At 49.8% G+C, this 20,327-nt stretch carries 15 protein-coding genes and 3 tRNA genes; 2 read left to right on the top strand and 16 right to left on the bottom strand.

Annotation, left to right across the window (positions count from 1 at the left end):
- Positions 1–15: 15 nt before the first annotated feature.
- From infB to uvrB, 8 genes are all read right to left on the bottom strand, one after another.
- Positions 16–2,112 carry a translation initiation factor IF-2 gene (infB, locus tag KBS54_01290; protein MBQ0054765.1) on the bottom strand — a complete coding sequence of 699 codons (2,097 nt, stop codon included), beginning with the start codon at positions 2,110–2,112 and terminating at the stop codon, positions 16–18.
- Positions 2,105–2,437, bottom strand: a complete 333-nt coding sequence (locus KBS54_01285; protein MBQ0054764.1) for a ribosomal L7Ae/L30e/S12e/Gadd45 family protein — start codon at positions 2,435–2,437, stop codon at positions 2,105–2,107. The genes infB and KBS54_01285 overlap by 8 nt, the downstream gene beginning before the upstream one ends.
- Positions 2,434–2,712, bottom strand: coding sequence for a YlxR family protein (locus tag KBS54_01280; GenBank protein ID MBQ0054763.1), 279 nt, complete (start codon positions 2,710–2,712; stop codon positions 2,434–2,436). Before KBS54_01280 ends, KBS54_01285 begins: the two co-directional genes overlap by 4 nt.
- A 10-nt stretch (positions 2,713–2,722) precedes the next feature.
- The gene (gene nusA / locus KBS54_01275; protein ID MBQ0054762.1) at positions 2,723–3,835 is read right to left on the bottom strand and encodes a transcription termination/antitermination protein NusA; all 1,113 of its coding nucleotides are present in this window, start codon (positions 3,833–3,835) and stop codon (positions 2,723–2,725) included.
- Positions 3,836–3,896: 61 nt separating this feature from the next.
- Positions 3,897–4,397 carry a hypothetical protein gene (locus KBS54_01270; protein ID MBQ0054761.1) on the bottom strand — a complete coding sequence of 167 codons (501 nt, stop codon included), beginning with the start codon at positions 4,395–4,397 and terminating at the stop codon, positions 3,897–3,899.
- A 124-nt stretch (positions 4,398–4,521) separates the two neighbouring features.
- Positions 4,522–5,316, bottom strand: a complete 795-nt coding sequence (rlmB, locus tag KBS54_01265) for a 23S rRNA (guanosine(2251)-2'-O)-methyltransferase RlmB (GenBank protein ID MBQ0054760.1) — start codon at positions 5,314–5,316, stop codon at positions 4,522–4,524.
- Entirely contained in the window at positions 5,291–8,146 is a 2,856-nt protein-coding gene (gene uvrA / locus KBS54_01260) for an excinuclease ABC subunit UvrA (protein ID MBQ0054759.1), read from the bottom strand. Before uvrA ends, rlmB begins: the two co-directional genes overlap by 26 nt.
- Entirely contained in the window at positions 8,085–10,115 is a 2,031-nt protein-coding gene (gene uvrB / locus KBS54_01255; GenBank protein MBQ0054758.1) for an excinuclease ABC subunit UvrB, read from the bottom strand. The genes uvrA and uvrB overlap by 62 nt, the downstream gene beginning before the upstream one ends.
- A gap of 81 nt (positions 10,116–10,196) precedes the next feature.
- On the opposite strand from uvrB, the gene KBS54_01250 reads away from it, so the two are divergent.
- Entirely contained in the window at positions 10,197–11,183 is a 987-nt protein-coding gene (locus KBS54_01250; GenBank protein MBQ0054757.1) for a diaminopimelate dehydrogenase, read from the top strand.
- Positions 11,184–11,288: 105 nt separating this feature from the next.
- On the opposite strand, the gene ftsH is transcribed toward KBS54_01250, so the two are convergent.
- The 8 genes from ftsH to KBS54_01210 form a co-directional block, all read right to left on the bottom strand.
- The gene (gene ftsH, locus KBS54_01245) at positions 11,289–13,211 is read right to left on the bottom strand and encodes an ATP-dependent zinc metalloprotease FtsH (protein ID MBQ0054756.1); all 1,923 of its coding nucleotides are present in this window, start codon (positions 13,209–13,211) and stop codon (positions 11,289–11,291) included.
- Positions 13,212–13,230: 19 nt separating this feature from the next.
- Positions 13,231–13,770, bottom strand: coding sequence for a hypoxanthine phosphoribosyltransferase (gene hpt, locus KBS54_01240; GenBank protein ID MBQ0054755.1), 540 nt, complete (start codon positions 13,768–13,770; stop codon positions 13,231–13,233).
- A 97-nt stretch (positions 13,771–13,867) separates the two neighbouring features.
- On the bottom strand, positions 13,868–14,863 hold the full coding sequence (tilS, locus tag KBS54_01235; GenBank protein MBQ0054754.1) for a tRNA lysidine(34) synthetase TilS: 996 nt from the start codon (positions 14,861–14,863) through the stop codon (positions 13,868–13,870).
- A gap of 97 nt (positions 14,864–14,960) precedes the next feature.
- Positions 14,961–15,374, bottom strand: a complete 414-nt coding sequence (locus KBS54_01230; GenBank protein ID MBQ0054753.1) for an OmpH family outer membrane protein — start codon at positions 15,372–15,374, stop codon at positions 14,961–14,963.
- Between the two features lie 55 nt (positions 15,375–15,429).
- A tRNA-Gly gene (locus KBS54_01225) sits at positions 15,430–15,505 on the bottom strand.
- Positions 15,506–15,593: 88 nt separating this feature from the next.
- A tRNA-Pro gene (locus KBS54_01220) sits at positions 15,594–15,671 on the bottom strand.
- A gap of 28 nt (positions 15,672–15,699) precedes the next feature.
- A complete protein-coding gene (locus tag KBS54_01215) occupies positions 15,700–17,889 on the bottom strand; it encodes a hypothetical protein (protein ID MBQ0054752.1) in 2,190 nt (729 codons plus the stop codon).
- Positions 17,890–18,016: 127 nt separating this feature from the next.
- Entirely contained in the window at positions 18,017–19,660 is a 1,644-nt protein-coding gene (locus tag KBS54_01210) for an NFACT family protein (GenBank protein MBQ0054751.1), read from the bottom strand.
- 89 nt (positions 19,661–19,749) lie between these two features.
- Here KBS54_01210 and KBS54_01205 point away from each other — a divergent pair.
- A tRNA-Ala gene (locus tag KBS54_01205) sits at positions 19,750–19,824 on the top strand.
- Positions 19,825–20,327 lie beyond the last annotated feature (503 nt).

Genomic DNA, 20,327 nt, shown 5'->3' with positions numbered 1-20,327 from the left:
AGCAGACTCCCACGGTTAATCGAGCGTTCTCTTCTCTTTAAGAATTTCAAAGGATTCGACGATGTCGCCGACTCTGAAATCCTGAAATTTGGCGAAGCTGAGACCGCATTCGTTTCCTGCCTTGACTTCTCTTGCGTCATCCTTAAAATGTTTTAGGCTCGCAAGTTCGCCCGTCCAGAAAACAACTCCGTCGCGGATAAGGCGCACGCTTCCGCGTTTCACCGAACCTTCAAGAACACGGCAGCCTGCAATGTTTCCAACCTTCGGAACTCTGATAATATCGCGGATTTCAGCCTGTCCGAGCGTGTTTTCCCTGATTTCGGGCGCAAGCATGCCTTCCATGGCTGCCTTAACGTCATCAAGCATATCGTAAATTACCTGATAAAGTCTTACCTGAATACCTTCGGTTTCGGCAATCTTCTTCGCGTTGCTGTCAGGTCTGACGTTGAAGCCTATAATAACGGCATTCGAGGCGGCGGCAAGCATAACGTCCGATTCGGAAATGCGTCCGACGCCTTCGTGAACAATATTCACGCTGACGGCTTCGGTGCTCATTTTTACAAGCGAAGCATGGAAAGCTTCAAGCGAGCCCTGAACGTCGGTTTTAAGAACTATGTGCAGCTGCGGGGTTTCTCCTCCCTGCATTTTGTCATAAAGCTCTTCAAGGGTGACTCTCTTGGCTTTTACAGACATCTGCTCTCTGCGTTCAACCTCTTTCTGCGACATAAAATCGCGGGCCTCGCGCTCTGACGGGAAGGTCTTGAAAATCTCTCCGGGCTGCGGGACGTTTTCAAGTCCGAGAATTTCAACAGGCATGCTCGGTCCGGCGCTGCTGACCATATTGCCCTTGTCGTCAAGCATTGCCCTGATTTTGCCCCAGGCAGTATCCGTGTATATAATGTCTCCGCGTTTGAGCGTTCCGTTCTGAACTATAACCGTTGCAACCGGTCCCTTGCCCTTGTCGAGGTTTGCTTCGACAACCGTACCCTGCGGTTTGGCTTCCTTTGCCGCCTTGAGTTCCTGAAGCTCGGCGACAAGAATAATCATTTCAAGCAGTTCGTTCACGTGTTCGCCGGTTTTGGCTGAAAGATTTACCATAACCGTATCGCCGCCCCATTCTTCGGGAACGAGACCATAATCGGAAAGCTGCTGGCGTACTCTGTCAGGATTTGCCTGCGGTTTGTCCATTTTGTTGACCGCGACTATAATCGGTACGTTTGCCGCTTTTGCATGGTTCAGAGCCTCTATTGTCTGCGGCATAAGACCGTCGTCGGCGGCGACAACGAGAATCGCGATATCCGTAACCTGAGCGCCGCGCGCCCTCATGGCAGTGAACGCCTCATGCCCCGGAGTATCGAGGAAAACAAGCGTGTTTCCGTTGTAATTTACGCAGGAAGCGCCTATATGCTGCGTAATTCCGCCTGCCTCCCTGTTCGTAACGTGAGTATTGCGTATATAGTCAAGCAGCGTCGTTTTGCCGTGGTCAACGTGTCCCATAACCGTAATAATCGGCGGCCTCGGCGTGAGTTCAAGCTGCTCTGTTTCTTCTTCCTTGGCGGCAGCAGACTGCTTTGCAATCTGTCTTTCCGCTTTTTTCTCAGCTTTCTTTTCAGCTTTTTTGTCGTGTTTTTTGTCGGGCTTCCTGACAGCGGCAACGGGCTTTTCTTCAAAACTTTCAAAATTTTCCGTTTCCGTGTATTCCTCCGCAAAAACAAAATTTCTGCCGAAGCCTTCGCCGAGAACTCCGAGCAGATTGTCGTCAACGGCGGTAACCGCTGAAATCATAAGACCGGCATTCATAAGAATTTTGACCGCCTTGCCCGATTTTTCGCCAACGGAAGAAGCAACGTCCGCAACGCTTGCCCCGGGTTTGATTTTAACAAGCGGCAAACCACGCTTAGGCTGCGCCGCGGCAGGCTTTGAGCTTTTTTCCGCGGTTTTGTTTTCAGCGGAGCCTGACGAAACGGAAGCCTTTAATTTGCCGGCTTCTGCCTCTTCTATCGAGCTTGAAGCAGATTTCACTTCAATGCCGAGCCCTGCAAGAATTTCCATTACTTCTTTATTTGTTTTACCGACCTCTTTGGCAAGATCGTATATTCGTATTTTACTCATCTGCATCACTCCTGTTCATTAAACTGAGAATTTTCCCCGCAAAACCGTTTTCGTAATCCATTGATACAATCTGAGCTGATTTTGTTCCTACTGCCTGTCCCATCTGCGTCCTGTCAAGATTAAGTTTCATTCTTTCAACGTTTATGCGCGTCTCCGCGTTTTTCAGGCTTTTGAGTACGTTTTCAGAGCAGTCGTCCGACGTTAACACAAGCAGAGCTTTATACTTTTTGCAGCTTTCGAGAACCTGATCCTGACCTATGAATATAGCCCCTGATCTTCTCGCTATGCCGAGCAGATTCAGGATTTTTCGTTCGTTTTCGGTCATTCGCCGCAAACCTGCTTAAGCTTCTCAAAAAAATCGGCATCGGGAACAACGTTCAAATGTTTTGCGACAAGTTCTTTCTTCTGAGCGCGTTCTATACACTCGCATTTGCGGCACAAATACGCCCCGCGTCCGTTTGCGCGTCCCGTCGGGTCATAAACTGCCCTTCCTTCGGGAGTGCGTACAATCCTGAGCAGCTCGTTTTTCCGGGCTGTCCGGCCACAGGCTATGCAGCTTCTTGCCTGTTTTATTTTCTCTGCCGCATTTGCGTTTTTCATCAGCCTGTTTTTAGTCCTCTTTTACAATGCTTGCTATATCAACAAAAAGTTCCTTCATCGTAGGAAGCTTTTCTGCTTCAAGCACCTTGATATCTATCTTCCAGCCTGTAATTTTTGCCGCAAGACGCACGTTCTGCCCTGCCTTGCCTATTGCAAGCGAAAGATCCTCGCTGTGGACGTAAGCCGTAACGGCATGCTCCACACCCTCGACCGGCTCAATTTTTACTATTTTTGCCGGCGACAGTGCGCTTCTGATAAACGTATACGGATCATCGCTCCAGGCTATAACGTCAATTCTTTCGCCGTTAAGTTCAGTGCTGAGAGCCTTTATGCGCATACCCTGTTTGCCGACGCAGGCTCCGAGCGGCTCAACGTTCGGATCAAGGCTGTTGACCGCAACCTTTGCGCGAAGACCTGCTTCGCGGACGATGCTGCGAATTTCAACCGTACCGTCCTGAATTTCGGGAACTTCAACCTCAATAAGCTTGCGGAGCAGTCCCGGATGCGTTCTTGAAACAACTATGCGCGGGCCTTTTGTCGTCTGTCTGACGTCAAGCACGAAGAATTTCATCTTCAGACCTGCATGATAGCTTTCACCGTTAATCTTTTCATCCTTCGGAAGAACCGCTTCCGTTTTCTCATTAAGATTGATAAGAATCTGGTCGTCTTCAACTTTAAAGATATTTCCGACTATTACGTTGCCTATTTTGTCCGCAAACTGCTCGTAAATATACTGGCGCTCCGCGTCCTTAAGTCTCTGAATAATAACCTGACGCGCTGTCTGTGCGGCTATTCTGCCAAACTTGTCCGGAGACACCTTGACTTCTTTTCTTATCTGGTCGCCGAGCTCAAGGTCGTTATAGCCTTCTTCCCTTGCTTCTTCAAGCGTCAGTTCCGCGTCGGGATTTTTTATCTCTTCAACAACGGTACGAATCTCCTCAATCTTGAGGTCGCCTTCAGCGTCAATAAACGCCTCAACGTTTTTGTTCTGGTTGTACGGACTGGATTTCTTGTAAGCCGAGCTCATTGCCGCCTGCAGGCTTGCGCGAATAACATCCTCCGACAGATTTTTTTCCTCTGCAATGGTATGAAGAAGTTTTCCGAAATCTTTTACCAAAAGCATTTTCTGTTCCCCCTCTTAAAAATATTGAAATTTATATGGATAAAACTGTCTGTATCCTGTGTTATTTTTTCTTGCGCGGCGTTTTCTTGAAACTCTTTTTCTGACCGCTCTCTTCCTCGTAAATCAGATTGGCTTTTCTGATATCTTCAAAAGCTATCGTTCTTTTATCACCAGATTTGTCAATTACAACAATTTCGTCATCGGCTGCCTCGCAAAGCGTCGCCTCAAGTTTCTTGCCGCTCTTGAGATTTATTGCAATCTTCTTGCCGCACTGCGCCGCGTAATCCTCCATACAGAAAAGCGGACGCTCAAGACCGAGAGAACTCACCTCAAGATAGTAACGGTCGGGCAAAGCACTCTCAACCGTATCAAGATAATCAGTAACCACCCTCGCGACCGTCTCGCAGTCCGACAAATCAACGCCGCCCGGCATATCAATATACGCGCGGAGAATATTCATGCCGCATTCGGAAACAAGCTCGAAACCTGCGCAGTTGTACCCCTCGGTTTCAATGCACTTCTTCATCTCAGCGTAAATTTCTTCAAGCTTTTCGTTATCCAAAACAAGCCCCCCTTTAACAAAAGAAAGAGCGGGACTGCCCGCTCTTTCAGCAACTGCTCCTGAAATAGCTTAGTTATTATATACTTAGCGAATTACCAAGTCAAGTACGCGATCTCGTAAAGAACTATTTTCTGCTTCTCGTCCATTCAAAGAGCGCAAGCGAGGCTGCAACTGAGGCGTTGAGCGAGCCCGTGCTTCCCTGCATGGGTATTTTTCTCAGCTCATCGCAGGCTTTTTCCGCAGCGTGTCCGAGTCCGTCTCCCTCTGCACCTATTACGAGCAGAAGGCGCGGCGGCATGTCTTCTTTGAAGAGCGTTTCGCTGCCTTCCATGGCAAGTCCGACAGTCCAGAAATTTTCGTCCTGAAACAGTTTTATCGTCTGCGCAACGTTTCCGGTACGGGCAACAGGCAGGCGCAAAGCCGCTCCGGCACTGGTTTTGACAACCGTTCCCGTGGGCATGCAACTTCCGCGTTTGGGAATTATTACCCCGCTTGCCCCCGCCGCCTCGGCGCTTCGGATTACTGCGCCCAGATTGTGCGGATCTTGGAGATGGTCGCAGAGCAGAACGAGGCACGGCGCCGGAGCCTTGGGAAGCGAAGGTATAAATTCTTCCGCGTCAAGGAGCGTAACGGGGAGCATGTACGCTGCGGTTCCCTGATGATTTTCACCGTTGCAGAGCCTGTCCAGCGAGGCAGAGTCAACGCTGTTGAATACTATTTTTGACGCGCGGCATAGCTCTTCAATTTTTGCCTTTACGTGCGGCTGCACGTTTTTGGCAAGCAGCACCTTTGAGCAGCGTTCGGGGCTGTTTTCAAGCAGGGATATTACCGGATTTCTGCCCCAGCAGAGTTCTTCCGCCGGTTCTTTTTTTTCAGTCGGATATTCCCGTTGTTTATTTCTGTTTTCTGTTTTTCTCATTTTTTTCCTCCGTTTTGCCGCGTGCGGTTTCTTTCAGGAACTGTCCAAGATATTTTCCCGTTTCCGTTCCGGATTCGGCAATCTGTGCCGGCGTTCCCTTTGCCGATATTTCGCCGCCGTTTTTGCCTCCGTCAGGTCCGAGGTCAATTATGTAGTCTGATGAGGCAAGCACGTCAAGGTTGTGCTCTATAACAATCACCGAATTTCCCTGGTCAACGAGCCTGTGCAGAAGTTTGAGCAGTTTTTGCACGTCCGTATAGTGCAGTCCGGTAGTTGGTTCGTCAAGCAGATAGAGCGTGTTTCCGCGGAATTTTTTGCTCAGTTCCGTGGCGAGTTTTACGCGCTGCGCTTCACCTCCGCTGAGCGTTGTAGCCGACTGTCCGAGCCGTATGTAGCCAAGACCCGCTTCCTGAATTACCTTAAGTTTGTTGAGTATTTTCGGTATTCCAGCAAAAAGCTCGCAGGCTTCGTCAACCGTCAGGTTCAGAACGTCCGCTATGGAGTGTCCCTTGTATTTTACTTCAAGCGTTTCGCGGTTGTAGCGCTGTCCTTTGCAGACGTCGCATTTTACGTAGACGTCGGGGAGAAAGAGCATGGAGACCTTCAGGACGCCGTCTCCGTTGCACGCTTCGCAGCGTCCGCCCTTTACGTTGAAGCTGAACCGCCCGGGCGCGTAGCCGCGCAGTTTTGCTTCGTGCAGTTCGGAGAAAAATTCGCGTATGGCGGAAAATACACCCGTATAGGTCGCTGGATTTGAACGCGGCGTGCGCCCTATCGGGCTCTGGTCAACAAGAACAACGTTGCGCAGCTTTTCCCAGCCTTTGATGTCGTCGAATTTTCCGGGACGTTCGCGGTATTCGCTGTCAAATTTTCCGCGCAGCCCTTTGTAAAGTATTTCGTAAAGCAGTGTGCTTTTGCCTGAGCCTGAAACGCCGCTGATTGCTCCGAACACGCCGAGCGGAATTTCCGCTTTGATATTTTTCAGATTGTTTTCGCGGCAGCCGGTAAGTTTCAGCCAGCCGTTCGGTCTTCTGTATTTTTTGACGGAGCTGTACACGCCGTCTGCTTCCCCGCGCAGATATTTCGCAGTGGAGGAATCGCCTTTGCGCAGTTCGTCTGCGCTGCCTTCCGCAACAAGATACCCTCCGTTTTCCCCTGCTTCGGGACCTAATTCAACAAGATAATCTGCGGCAAGCATCGTGTCCCTATCGTGTTCAACGACTACGACGCTGTTGCCGAGGTCGCGTATCACCTTAAGCGTCGCGAGCAGTTTGTTTGTGTCGCGCGGATGAAGCCCTATCGTCGGCTCGTCCAGCACGTAGAGGACTCCCGTGAGCTGTGAGCCTATCTGCGTCGCGAGGCGTATTCTCTGGCTTTCGCCGCCCGAAAGCGTGTCCGCACGGCGGGAAAGCGTGAGATAGCCTGCGCCGACGTCAACAAGGAAAGCAAGACGCTTGCGGACTTCGTTGACCGCCTGTCCGACAATTTTCTGTTCCTGTTTTCCGAGTTTCAGCCCGTCAAGCACCTTTATATGCTCTTCAACCGTAAGATTGGAAAGCTCCGCAATATTGTAACCGCCGAGCGTAACCGCGAGCGCTTCAGGACGGAGCCTTGCCCCGTGACACGATGAACATTCGTCTTCCACTCGGTAACGCATCAGTTCTTCACGGTAGTTTTCGGACTCGGTTTCGCCGTAGCGTTTTTCAAGCCACGGAATAAGTCCGGGATAATGTCCGTTGTATTCCCAGTCGCCATGTTTGGTTTCAAAAATCATCGGTATTTTTTCGTCGCTGCCGTAAACGAGCGCACGGCGCACTTCCTCAGGCAGTTCGCCAAACGGTTTTGATATGTCCCAGCCTTTGAAATCAGCAAGGGCGTGAGCCTTTTCAATCATATATTTCATGGTTTTCCACGGCAGGAACGCCCCGTCGTCAAGACTCAGCGACGGGTCAACGGAGAGTTCCTCCGAAAAATGCGCGTGAAAACCGAGTCCCGAACATTCGGGACACGCGCCGGATGGCGCGTTAAAAGAGAAAAATCTCGGTTCAATTTCAGGCAGGCTCACTTCGCAGTCCGGACAGATGTAGCGTTCAGTCAGTTCAAGCTCCGGTTTGTCTTTTGACACAAGCAGGACAAAGCCGTCCGAAAGCTTAAGCGCCATTTCAACCGCTTCCGTGAGGCGCATTCTGTTGTCTTCGCGCACCTTAAGCCTGTCTATAACACATTCTATCGTGTGACGTTTGTTTTTTTCAAGTTCCACTTCTTCCTCCAGCCACACGACGTCACCGTCAATGCGAGCGCGGAGATAACCCTGTTTGTGCAGTTTTTGCAGAGTATTTTTGAATTCGCCTTTTTTGCCTTTTATTACAGGGGAATAAATTTCAAGCGGCAGACCGTCATATTCGCGGAAAATTTTGTCAACTATTTCGTCAACGCTGTAACGGTGCACCTCTTTACCGCATTTCGGACAGTGCGGAATTCCCGCCCTGCCGAAAAGCAGACGGAGATAATCGTATATTTCGGTGACGGTGCCGACCGTTGAACGCGGGTTGTGGTTTGTTCCTTTCTGTTCTATTGAAATTGCTGGAGAAAGCCCCGTTATCTCGTCAACGTCCGGTTTGTCCGACATTCCGAGGAATTGTCTTGCGTATGAGGAGAGCGACTCTACGTAACGGCTCTGCCCTTCGGCGTATATCGTGTCAAAGGCAAGCGAGGATTTTCCGCTGCCCGACGGTCCCGTTATTACGACCAGCTGATATTTCGGTATTTCAACGTCTATGTTTTTTAAATTGTTTTGCCTTGCGCCCTTTATGCTTATGCACTGTTTCAAGCTTCTCTCCACCTCTCAGTTCCTGTATAAGATCTCTCAGTTCGGCGGCTCTTTCAAAATCAAGTTTCTCAACCGCCGTCCACATTGCTTTTTCAAGTTCCTTGATATTGTATTCCTTTTCTTCCGGTTCTGCCGCGCGGTGTTCTGCATATGTTCCCTCTTCGTCAAGCATTTCTTCCGGCAGCAGATTTTTAACCGCTTTCTGCACGCTTTTCGGAACTATACCGTGCTTTTCATTGTATGCAATTTGTGCTTCCCTTCGCCTTGCTGTTTCCTTTATCGTTGCGTCTATGCTGTCCGTAATCGTGTCCGCGAAAAGAATTACCCGTCCCGCTTCGTTTCTCGCCGCCCTGCCTACCATCTGTATAAGCGAACGGTGCGCGCGCAGAAAACCCTCTTTGTCCGCGTCAAGTATCGCCACGAGCGAAACCTCAGGCAGGTCAAGCCCTTCACGCAGCAGGTTCACGCCTACAAGCACGTTGAACACGCCAAGACGCAGATCCCTGAGCAGTTCGGCGCGTTCAAAAGTGTCAAGCTCTGAATGTATGTAGCGCACCTTTATTCCAAGTTCGGCAAGATATTCAGCCAAATCCTCGGCGGAGCGTTTAGTAAGCGTCGTCACAAGCGCCCTCTCCCCGCGCTCTATAATCGGACGCAGCTCGGCAACAAGAGCGTCCACCTGCCCCGTGGCAGGCTGAACCTCTATAACAGGGTCGGGAAGTCCCGTCGGCCGTATAAGCTGCTCAACGACGTGGAGCGAATGTGAAAATTCGTAATCCCCGGGCGTAGCTGAAACAAACAGCGTATCTCTGTGAAGCTTCGGCTCAAACTCGTCCCATTTCAGCGGACGGTTGTCAAGACAGGACGGAAGCCTGAAACCGTGCTCTACAAGCACGTCCTTACGCGCCCTGTCTCCGTTGTACATTCCGCGCACCTGAGGCAGCGTTATGTGCGACTCGTCAACAAATATAAGCGCGTCCGGAGGGAAAAAGTCAAGCAGCGTTCCGGGCGGCTCCCCTTTCTCTCGTCCTTCGAGGAAACGAGAGTAGTTTTCAATTCCGGAACAGTAGCCTACCTCGTTCAGCATTTCAAGGTCATAGGTCGTACGCATTTTAAGCCGTTCGGCTTCGAGCAGTTTTCCCTCTCCGTTCAGCTTCAGCAGACATTCTTCAAGCTCCTGTTTTATGCCTTCTGAGGCGCGTTCGATAGCTTCTCTCGTTGTAACGTACTGTTCTGACGGATAAATTCCTATGTGGTCCGTAACCTTTACGCAGTGTCCGCTTACAGGGTCTATCTCTTCAAGCCTGTCTATCTCGTCGTCAAAGAAGCCTATTCGCACCGCCGTATCGCTGTAAGACGGGAATATCTCTATAAACTCCCCTCTGCTGCGGAAGGTGCCCGGAGTAAGTGTCAGGTCGTTTCTCGTGTAATAGGCGTCAAGAAGCCTCGTCATAAACGCCCTGCGTTCCCAGTTCTGACCTGTTTTCAGCCAAATAATCGCGTCCTCGTAATTCTGCCGCTTGCCGAGTCCGTATATGCTGGAAACGGAGGCAACGACTATAACGTCGCGCCGTTCAAGCAGAGCCTTCGTCGTCGCGAGCCGCAGCTTTTCAATACGTTCGTTGACGGAAGCGTCCTTTTCAATGTATATGTCCTGTGCGGGCATGTACGCTTCCGGCTGATAATAGTCATAATAGCTTACAAAATAATTTACGGAATTTTCGGGGAAAAACTCCTTAAATTCGCTGTAAAGCTGCGCCGCAAGCGTTTTGTTGTGCGCCATGATAAGCGTAGGGCGCTGAAGCCCCTGAATGATATTCGCCATGGTAAAGGTCTTTCCGCTGCCCGTAACCCCCAGCAGCGTCTGAACGGCGTGTTCCTCTGTAAAGCCCTTCAGCAGCTTTTCAACAGCCTCAGGCTGGTCTCCGGACATGGGCCACGGAGACACAAGCTTAAATTTCTCATTCATGACTTAATTTTAACACGGTAATCCGCCTTTTTTAGTGTATACTTTCAGCATGAAAATTATCTCTTGCAGGGAGTGAAACACATGACGACAAAGATAGGCATACTCGGCTACGGCAATCTCGGACACGGCGTTGAATGCGCCGTAAAACAAAACCCCGACATGCAGCTTGAAGCGGTTTTCACAAGGAGAAATCCTTCCGATGTAAAAATACTGACAGACACGGCGGCCGTTGAAAACGTATCGTCGCTTGAAAAATACAAGGGCAGAATAGACGTGCTTATTCTCTGCGGAGGCTCGGCACGCGATCTTCCCGTTCAGACACCGGAAGCAGCAAAGCTTTTCAACGTCGTTGACAGCTTCGACACCCACGCAAAAATTCCGGAGCATTTTGCAAACGTCAACGCCTCAGCAAAAGCAGGCGGCAATCTCGCCGTTATTTCAGGCGGCTGGGACCCGGGCATGTTCTCTCTGCAGAGACTTTACGCCAACGCAATTCTCGTCAGCGGAAAGGATTACACCTTCTGGGGACGCGGTGTAAGCCAAGGACATTCCGACGCAATCAGGCGCATTGACGGGGTAAAGAATGCAAAGCAGTACACCTGCCCCGTGCAGGCGGCGCTTGATTCTGTCAGAAACGGCGAAAATCCGGAGCTTACGACAAGGCAGAAGCATACGCGCGAATGCTACGTCGTGCTTGAGGAAGGCGCGGACGCCGAGCGCGTCGAACGCGAGATAAAAACAATGCCGAACTACTTCGACGAATATGACACTACTGTACACTTTATAAGCGAAGAAGAACTGCTTGCCAAACACAGCGGACTTCCGCACGGCGGGTTCGTAATACGCGGCGGCAAAACCGGCTGGAACGAAGAAACTAAACAGATAATCGAATACAAGCTGACGCTTGACTCAAATCCGGAGTTCACAAGCAGCATTCTCGTCGCCCTTGCAAGAGCGGCTCACAGAATGTCACAGGAGGGACAGACAGGCTGCCGCACGATTTTTGATATACCGCCGGCGTATCTCATCGCAAAAGACGGAGAGTGGCTCAGGGCGCATCTGCTGTAAATGAATAAATATATTTCTGTCTTCCAAAACGCTTAACAGATTATAAAAACTCCGCGATTTTAAAGTCACACTTTAAAATCGCGGAGTTTTTCGGTATACTTTTAGTTACGCTTCAGTATTTTCAGAAACGTTGTTTTCTGCTGCGACTTCCGGCGTCTGCTCTTGTTTTCCGGCGTTTTCGTCTGTTTCCGCAGTTTCCGCGTCTTTCTTTTCCGGTTCTTCCTCCGGCGGATAGCCGAGAAGCTCGGCAAGCTCATTTCCTTCAAGCACCTCTTTTTCAAGCAGGCGCGTGGTCATATCGTCGAGAACGGCTTCGTTGGCTTCAAGAATTTCCTTTGCTTTCGCAAAGCAGCCGTCTATTATGCTGCGTACTTCCTTGTCTATTTCGTATGCGATTTCCCCGCTGTAATTTTTGCTTTCGTCCGCAAAATCACGACCGAGGAATACTTCATGCTGCTGTCTGCCAAGCACCACCAGCCCAAGCTTTTCGCTCATGCCGTAGCGCGTAACCATGTCGCGTGCCGCCTGCGTGGCTCTTTCAAGGTCGTTGGACGCACCCGTGGTTACGTCTTTGAATTTGAGCACTTCCGCGCAGCGTCCGCCAAGCAGCGTAGTTATTTCGTTCAGCATGTCGCTTTTCGCAATGTGCACCTTGTCTGTGTCAGGTATCTGCCAGGTGAGCCCGAGCGCTCTGCCTCGCGGGATAATGGAAACCTTGTGAACTTTTGTGGCTCCGTCAAGCTTGCTCGCGACAACGGCGTGTCCCGCTTCGTGGCAGGCGGTAATTTTTTTGTCCCTTTCCGTAAGTACAAAGCTCTTGCGTTCGGGTCCGGCAATAACCTTGTCTATTGCTTCTTCAAATTCCGGCATTTCTATCTTTTCCTTGCCGTGTCTCGCGGCAAGGAGTGCAGCTTCATTCGTAATGTTTTCAAGATCCGCGCCGACAAAGCCCGGTGTGCGTTTGGCAATTGTCGCTATATCCACGCCGTCGGCAACCTTTTTGTTTTGCAGATGAACGCGGAGAATTGCCTCCCTGCCTTTAACGTCGGGCACGTCAACAACTATCTGTCTGTCAAAGCGTCCTGAGCGCAGCAGAGCAGGGTCAAGAACGTCAGCCCTGTTGGTGGCGGCTATAACTATTATTCCGGAATTGTCCTCAAAACCGTCCATCTCAATCAGCAGCTGGTTGAGCGTCTGTTCTCTTTCGTCATGCCCTCCGCCGAGTCCCGTACCTCTCTGGCGTCCGACCGCGTCTATTTCGTCTATGAAAATAATGCACGGATGCATCTTGTGCGCCTGGTCAAACATATCACGGACACGGGCAGCGCCGACGCCGACAAACATCTCGACAAAATCTGAACCGCTTATGCTGAAGAACGGCACTTCCGCCTCTCCGGCGCAGGCTCTTGCAAGCAGCGTTTTGCCGGTGCCGGGTGAGCCGAGCAGCAGCACGCCCTTGGGAACACGCGCGCCGAGGTTTGCAAAGCGATCCGGCTTTTTGAGGAACTCAACTATTTCCATAAGCTCTTCCTTGGCTTCATCACACCCCGCAACGTCCGCGAACGTGACTTTCTTTCTGTTGTCAAGGAACATTTTGGCTTTGCTTCTTGCAAAGTCCATCATTCTGCCTCCGCCCTGCATGCGGTTCATGAAGAAAATCCACACGGCGACAAGAAGCAGCGTAGGAAGCAGAGAAATAAGCAGCGTGCTGTACCACGTGCTTTCCTTGGGCGGGATAACCTTGACTTCAACGCCCTTTTCGGCAAGCTTTGCCGGAAGCGTTTCGGCATCGAGAATATCCGTCGCGAACTCTTTGCCGTCGGCAAGTACGCCTTTTATATGCTCGTTGTGGTCTATTTCAACAGATTTGACTTTTCCGTCCGCAACGTTCTGCAACAGCTGGCTGTAGGTGAAATCGAGCACCGTTTTTTTCTCCGTTTCAGTGCCGGGATTTATAAAGATGTTCACAAGACTTACTGCAAGAACGATTACGACTATGTAAACGCCGATATTTTTAAATTTGTTCAAAGCTGGACCTCTTTTCTTTTTATTCCGCAACAGCCTTTACCGAATAAAGCGCATCGAGATGGCGGTATTTTTCAGCAACGTCAAGACCGTAGCCGACCACAAATTCGTCGGGAATGACAAAGCCGGTGTATTTCGTTTCAATCTCTTTCTTGCGGCGGTCAGGCTTGTCAAAGCAGACGCATACGTTGAGACTCTTGGGATGGCGGTCTCCGAGAAGTTTAAGCAGATAAGAAAGCGAAAGTCCGGAATCGATAATATCCTCTATGATAAGGACGTGTTTTCCCTCTATGGAGTTACTGAGATCCTTATGAATCTGCACTACCCCGCTGCTTTTCGTTCCGCTGCCGTAAGAAGAAATGACCATGAAATCAACCTTGACGTCAACCTCTTTGCCTATTGCACGGACCATGTCGGCAAGAAAAACAAAAGCCCCGGTCAGAACACAGATACAAATCAGTTCTTCGCCTTTGTAATCCTGCGCAATCTGCTCTCCGAGCTCTTTAATCTTCTTCTGAATTTCCTCTTTGCTTATGAGAACCTTGTCAAGCCTGTAATCCATAGAGCGCACCCCTTGTTCCGTACGTAAATTAAATTTCCCAGTAATGATACCACATATAATGATGCTTTTTATCGGTAATTTGACTTAAAATTCTTATTTATATCCGTTCTGCGTCTGCTCTGTGCAGCCAGAAAATTCCCTCTGCCGTTCTGCACACTTCAATATCCGCCGCCCACTGGAAACGCCATCTGCCGCCAGCTTTTGCAAGCCTCACAAGCTCTTCCGTGCGTTTTCTGTCAAGCACCGGCAGTCCGAGCTTTTTCCCCTGCAAGCGGAACAGCTCTGAAATATCGGAATCTGCAAGCCCCTTTACGGCATTTCTGCGCCATGCTGCGAGCGCCGTCCCGTTTTCGCAGGAAATATCCGCAAGCAGCGTTTCCGCTTTTGCGTTGCGCACGGCGGACAATTCCGCTGCCTGACGGGCAAGTGCCGCCATAGATATTTCAAAATTGGCGTTCATGTTTTCTTTTATCCACGGGATAAGGTCGTTTCTGATCTTGTTCCTTTTGTATGTATTCCCTGCATTTGTTTCGTCTTCGCACCAGGAAATTTCCCGTGCCGACAAAATTTTTCTCAGTTCGTCCCTGCGAAAATCAATAACCGGACGGACAATCCTGCCGCGCACTTCGGGAATGCCGCGCAATCCGTCAATGCCCGTTCCCCTGAAAAGATTGAGCAGCTGTGTTTCAACAAGATCGTCAAGATTATGCCCGAGTGCGATAAAATCAAATTTTTCGGCAGCGGCAAGCCCGTCAAAAAATCCGTAGCGTATTCTGCGCGCCGCCATTTCAAAAGATTCGCCCGTCAGTTTTTCTTTTTCAACGTCAATTTCTTTAACGAAACAGGGAATATCCCATTTTTCGCAAAGCTTTCGGACAAAATCAGCGTCTCTGTGAGAAGCGCCATTTCTTGTGCAGTGGTCTATATGCGCCGCAGCGATTTTTCCCTTGTAAAAATTTTTGAGCAGCCAGAGCAGGGCAACAGAATCCCCGCCGCCCGAAACGGCGGCAAGAATGGAAGCGCTTTGCAGCCAGCCTTGTCTTTTTCCGGCAGCCTCAAATTTTTTTCTGAAACCTGCTGTCTGTCTGTCCATACCATCACCATACAAAAATCCCGCCGTACGGCGGGATGTGATTGCGTTCCCTACCGGCGGTAAAATCTTACCGCCGACACACGTTTAATGCAAGAAATTATTTAAGCTTCGCTATTGCGTCTTTCGTAAGGTCCACGCCGCCGCAGACAACGTACTGCATATTGACTACGACCTTGCAGCCGCTTGCCTTTGCCGCTGCCTGAACTGCATTGCTGACGTCTTTGAAAATCGGCTGCATAAGGGCGTTTTCCTTATCGGCGACTTCTCTCGCTTTTTTGCGGATTATCTGCTCCTTGGTTTTGTCGTCCTTTGCCTTCTCAACTTCCTTGTCAACCTCTTTTTCCTTCTGGTCGGCAAATGCCGCTATCTGTTTCTGAACAGATGCGAATTTGGGGTGTTTGGACATAACCTCTGCCGGATTGATGTAACCGACAAGCTCTGCCGCAAAAGAAACTGCCGGAACAATGCAGATTGAAAGTGCTGCAAGCAATGCTATAACTGTCTTTTTCATATTGTTTCCTCCTGTTAAAAAGACCTCCGCGTTGCCGTGGAGGCCATGATTTCAATGGAGCGGAAAACGGGATTCGGACCCGCGACCTACGGCTTGGAAGGCCGTCGCTCTACCAACTGAGCTATTTCCGCATACTCGCGTCTCGCGACGGAGAGTATATTACAGCGAAAGCGCAAAATAGTCAAGCAGAATTCTAAACGCTGTGCTGTACAAAAATTATGGTCGGGATGGTCGGATTCGAACCGACGACCCCCTGCTCCCAAAGCAGGTGCGCTAACCAGACTGCGCTACATCCCGAAAACGCAAGAATTATATCACGCTTTTATCAGAAATTCTCCGTAATCTTTATCTCAGCTGTTGTCAGCCTGTACAGCTTGTTCACACAGGCATTGAGCCTGCGCTCTGTTTCAAACGCAGCGTCTCTCTGTTCGGGAAGAAGCGTTTTGCTGCCTCCGGCATATATTTTCAGCAGGCGCTTCGCGCACTCTGCGATCTCGTCGCGGAGCTTAACACTGCTTTTCCGAGTCAGGCTTACTTTAACGACGGGCACACGGGCAATGTCGGCAGGTTTGAGTTCGTAATAGCCGTTCAGCAGTTCGCCTGCTCTCTGCCTGAACCAAAAATCCATCACGCGCGAATTGAGAATACCGAGCAGATAATAATCTTCCCCGATTATTACCGACGTTTTGTCGTTTGAGTACAGACCGTCAAGGTCCATTGTCGCGGAAACCTTGCTGACAATCGTCGGACAAATTATTTTAGGTTCGGAAAGCGCTTCGTAATGCTTGAACGAACGCAGTTCCCACCAGTAATCCCCCTGGTCGCGCCGGTGTTCTGCAATGTTCTGGAAGCTGCTCAGATGCAGCGCGGCGTCAAAATAATTTTCAGCGAACCATTCTTCAGGGTCGGCTCCGTTTCTGTGCGCGTCAGTGAAGCCGCGCGGTATACATATCAGATATTTTTTAACAACAGGCTTGGCATAGCGTTTTACGTTTCTGCCTGAAAGGAACGGCTTAAGAATTTCAGCGTATTTTGCGTCTTTTTCAATCAATTTTTCCGCCTTTTCGCGTTCCATTGTAAAAGCCTTGTTGCAGCCGGTCAGAATTCCGCGGAAAAGTTTTTTCTTTCCTGCGTATTCCTCAAGCGGGATACCAATGCTCTGAAGCTTGTCCAGCAGGGACGAAACCGACGCAGGGGCAAGTTTCCAGCGTTTGGAAGAAAGGGCTGAAAGGTCAAGCGAGCCCGCGTTTTCTTCCGCAAAACTCAGCAGGTCGGTTATCGAACGCTCTGTATCGGTCGAAACAAATCTGACGGGATTTCCGGAAGCCGGAGAATTTTCAGCGGTAAAAAGCGACATTGACATATTTGAGCCGTCAAGCGCCGGAATATTTCCGTAGTCAACAATTTCAAGCACGTTTTTGGAGGCAAGGAAACCGCGCAGTCCCCTGCCGTAATCCGCGCGCATCCAGCGGTTTGATGTAAGAAGCATTGCAATTCCGCCGCTCTCCAGCAAATCGAAGGAGCGTTCCGCATAATAGCAGTATATGTCGGCATTCTGCGAATCGGCTTTATAATTTGCAAGCTCTTTCTTGATAAAGAAGAAATAGTCTTGTTTCATGTGAGGCGGGTCGGAAATAACGGCATGGAAACGCTTTCTTCCGAAAAGGTCTTCAAGCAGCACGTTGCCCCACACAATTCTGCCGTCAAGAGCGGCATCGGGCATATTGAGGCGCATTTCAAGCTTGAACGTTTCAACGATGCCCGGGTCGCAGTCTGTCGCACAGAGCGAATTTTCCAGAGCGTTTCTGAAAAATTTTTCTTCCGTGCGCTCCATTTTATGCGTAAAAAATTTATTCAGCCTCAGTCTGCGGCTGACAACCGCATTAACGAGCGCGTTGGCAAGCTGCCCGTTGCCGACCGCAGGGTCGCAGAAACGCATTGTTTTCAGCGCGGCGTCAATTATGCGTGCCTTATCCTTAAGCTGCGTATCGTCAACAAGCGAGCCTTCCTTCGGGAAGCACACGTCAAGCTCCGCCTCAGTCAGCTGACAATTTTTTGCAAGATACACGCGCAAAAGTTTTTCAATCATATAACGGACAATGTCCTGAGGTATTTCAAAACTGCAGAAACGCGGCGAACGGACAAGCGCGGTTCTCCAGCCTTTTCCCGAAGCAGGCGTGAAAGAGACAAACGCCGCGTCGCATGAATTTTCAAGAAGATGACGGCAGACAAACTCGGTCGCCGCATCGAAAGAGGCAGAGTCAAGCATACCCGTCAGCTGAAGCTGCAAAACCTCTATTCTGGAACCGTCAGCTGTCGAACTTCCGCAGCACTTGAAAGAGGATACAAAATCTCTTGCTTCCGGATGGATAAACAGACCTGAGCGTATATAGCTGTCCTTTTCGTTCAGTGAAGGCAGAACCGTCCTTGCAGTACGCATAAACTGCTCCGCATTGAACTGCGAAGCGTATGAAACAGAGCAGGAAACGCAGAAATTGTCTTCTCTGAGCATCAAATCACCGTGCCTTTAACAGCCGAACAAAGAAAATTACAACAGAAAAACAAAAAAATGTCAACAACTGCGACAAATTTTCTGCCCAAAAATATTATATGCGGCAAAACTTAACGGCTCAGACAGGAAATTAATTATTCCCGTTTTCGGAAGCTCTCAGGCTCTCGTCCCAAAAGAACGGATCGCCGTCGGCGGATTTGAAATCCCTGTACGTAACGTTCGCGGTCTGCCCTGGAATTCCTGTGACCTGTTTTCTTTCGCAGAAATCCACTCTCAGGCCGTACACGGGCGTTTTGCAGAAGCAGCACGCAAGCGAAGCGCAGAACTTCTCCGCATAAGCGCGTTCCTCCTCCGTAACAGCCCTCGTGAAACGCAGAATAACGTGCGAACCGGGCACGCCCTGCGCGTGAAACCATATATCGTCCGGCTTTGCAAACTTAAACGTAGCGTAGCGGTTCCCCTTTGCAGAAAGACCGGCAACGACTATCGCGTAATCAAAATCAAAACGCTTGTACGGCGGAAGCGTATCGGCATTCTTCTTGTTTTTGGGCTTGGCATCACGAAGCCCGACTTCCCTGCCGAGCGCTTCCAGCTCATCCGTATCCTCCAGCGTCTGTGCAAGCGCAAGCTGCTCATTCAGCTCTGCGATCTCGCCCTGCACCTTGAAAAGCAGCGCTGCCGCCCTGTTCTGCGCAGCAGTAATCTTCTTGTATTTCGCGTAAAGCCGCTCAGCATTCTTCGCTGGCGTAAAAGCCGGATCAAGCGGCACGACAACGGAAACTTCCTCTCCCTCATCGTTGTAGCACTTAATCTCCGCACTGGTGCCCTGCTTCATCTGCCACAAATTAGCCGTAATCAGATCCGCCCGTCGCTTAAACTCAGACGCCTCCTCTCCGTTCAGCAGATTCATGATATCCGTAAGCTGCCGTTCCCTGCGCGTAAGCTCATGCTTAACTTTGTCAGCCGTTTTCTTTCTCGCGGCGTCAAGCTCACGCCTCAGAAGCGGTGCAAGCAGCTCCTCGCGCCCAAGCCTGTAACCGCTGAGCGGCTGTGCGTATTCGTTGACCAAAGACGGATAAACCGTAAAATAATTTCCGGAAAGCTGAGGCAGCATATTTGAACTGTCACGGAAGAAATCCTTCATACCCGAAACAAGCTCAGAGCACGTCTTATCCTCAACCGCGAAACGGAACTTTCTGCCGAAACCCGCCACCTCGTCAAGCATTGCCTTATCAGGCTCCGCAAGCCACGTTTCAAGCGAAATGCCGCGGAACTCAGGCGGCGCCGTGTACGGCTGACCGGGCAGAACGGAACGGTAACGGTTTTCTGCGGGATGCACGTGCTTTGCCGCTTCAACAACCTTTCTGTCCGAATCAAGCAGAATTAAATTGCTGTAACGCTCCATAATCTCAAAAACGAGATAAAACTCCGACACAAAACCCGCGCCGACAGTCTTTGAAAAAGCAAACTCAAGAATTTTGTCGCGGTTAAGCTGCCGCACGGACACAAGCTCCGCACCCGTCAGCTGGCTCTTAAACAGATTTATAATAGGCGGAAGCTGCTTTGACGAAGCAAACAGTCTTTTCTTCTCACTCTCCGAAACAAACGCGGCGCCGCAGAACTGTGCGTTCCATGAAAGCAGAAGAGAATCCCTGCTGCCGGAAAAAGTGAACACGCAGTATGAATCTGCACCGTCTGCCTTAAACAGGCGGCGCTTCTCAAAAACCTTAAGCTGCTCACTCCAAAACCACACAAGCTCAGGACCGAAAGACATTTAATCACTTCCTCCGCTCTATTATAGCAGTTAAAGAATTTAATTTGACAAAACTGCGCACCTTGGTATAAAATTCTTCGGTACGTTAAGGGGCTGTAGCTCAGCGGGAGAGCACCTCCCTCGCACGGAGGGGGTCGGGCGTTCAAATCGCCTCAGCTCCACCAGAAAAATCCAACCGGCAGTCAGCCGGTTTTTTTGTGCCCACATATTTTTTTAAGCAGTCAAGACTAAAATATCATTCATTATTTTACGCAGAATAAACTCGAATAACTTTAGCGAAAATAACATATATGCAGTATTTACAACGCTTTACGGCTTATTGACACAGTTTTGCAATAAAAAAGCAAAAAAAATAATTTCTTTAGCATTTCTTTTTAATTATTTTCGTTTTTTATTTCCTAATAAGCTCCGAACACAGTCCTTATCAGCATTTCCCGTTATCCTGTTACAAATTCCTTATTTAGTGTCCCGCTTTTGCAAATACGACATAAAGCATTGATATTACTATGTTTTTTCAGCAGTTTTTCGTTCTGCGTTCATAGTTCTTCGTTTCCCCGTCAGGGGGGTGTTACAAATTTCTTATTCTGTGAACATTACAGTGCAGAGAGTGACGGGGAACAGAATTGTTGTTTTTAATCCTGTTCCGGCTCGGTGGTTTTGAAACGTT

The sequence above is a fragment of the Candidatus Equadaptatus faecalis genome, assembly GCA_018065065.1.
GTDB lineage: Bacteria > Synergistota > Synergistia > Synergistales > Synergistaceae > Equadaptatus > Equadaptatus faecalis.
Note: the sequence above shows the minus strand (reverse complement) of the source record. Positions and strands in the feature narration are given on the sequence as shown.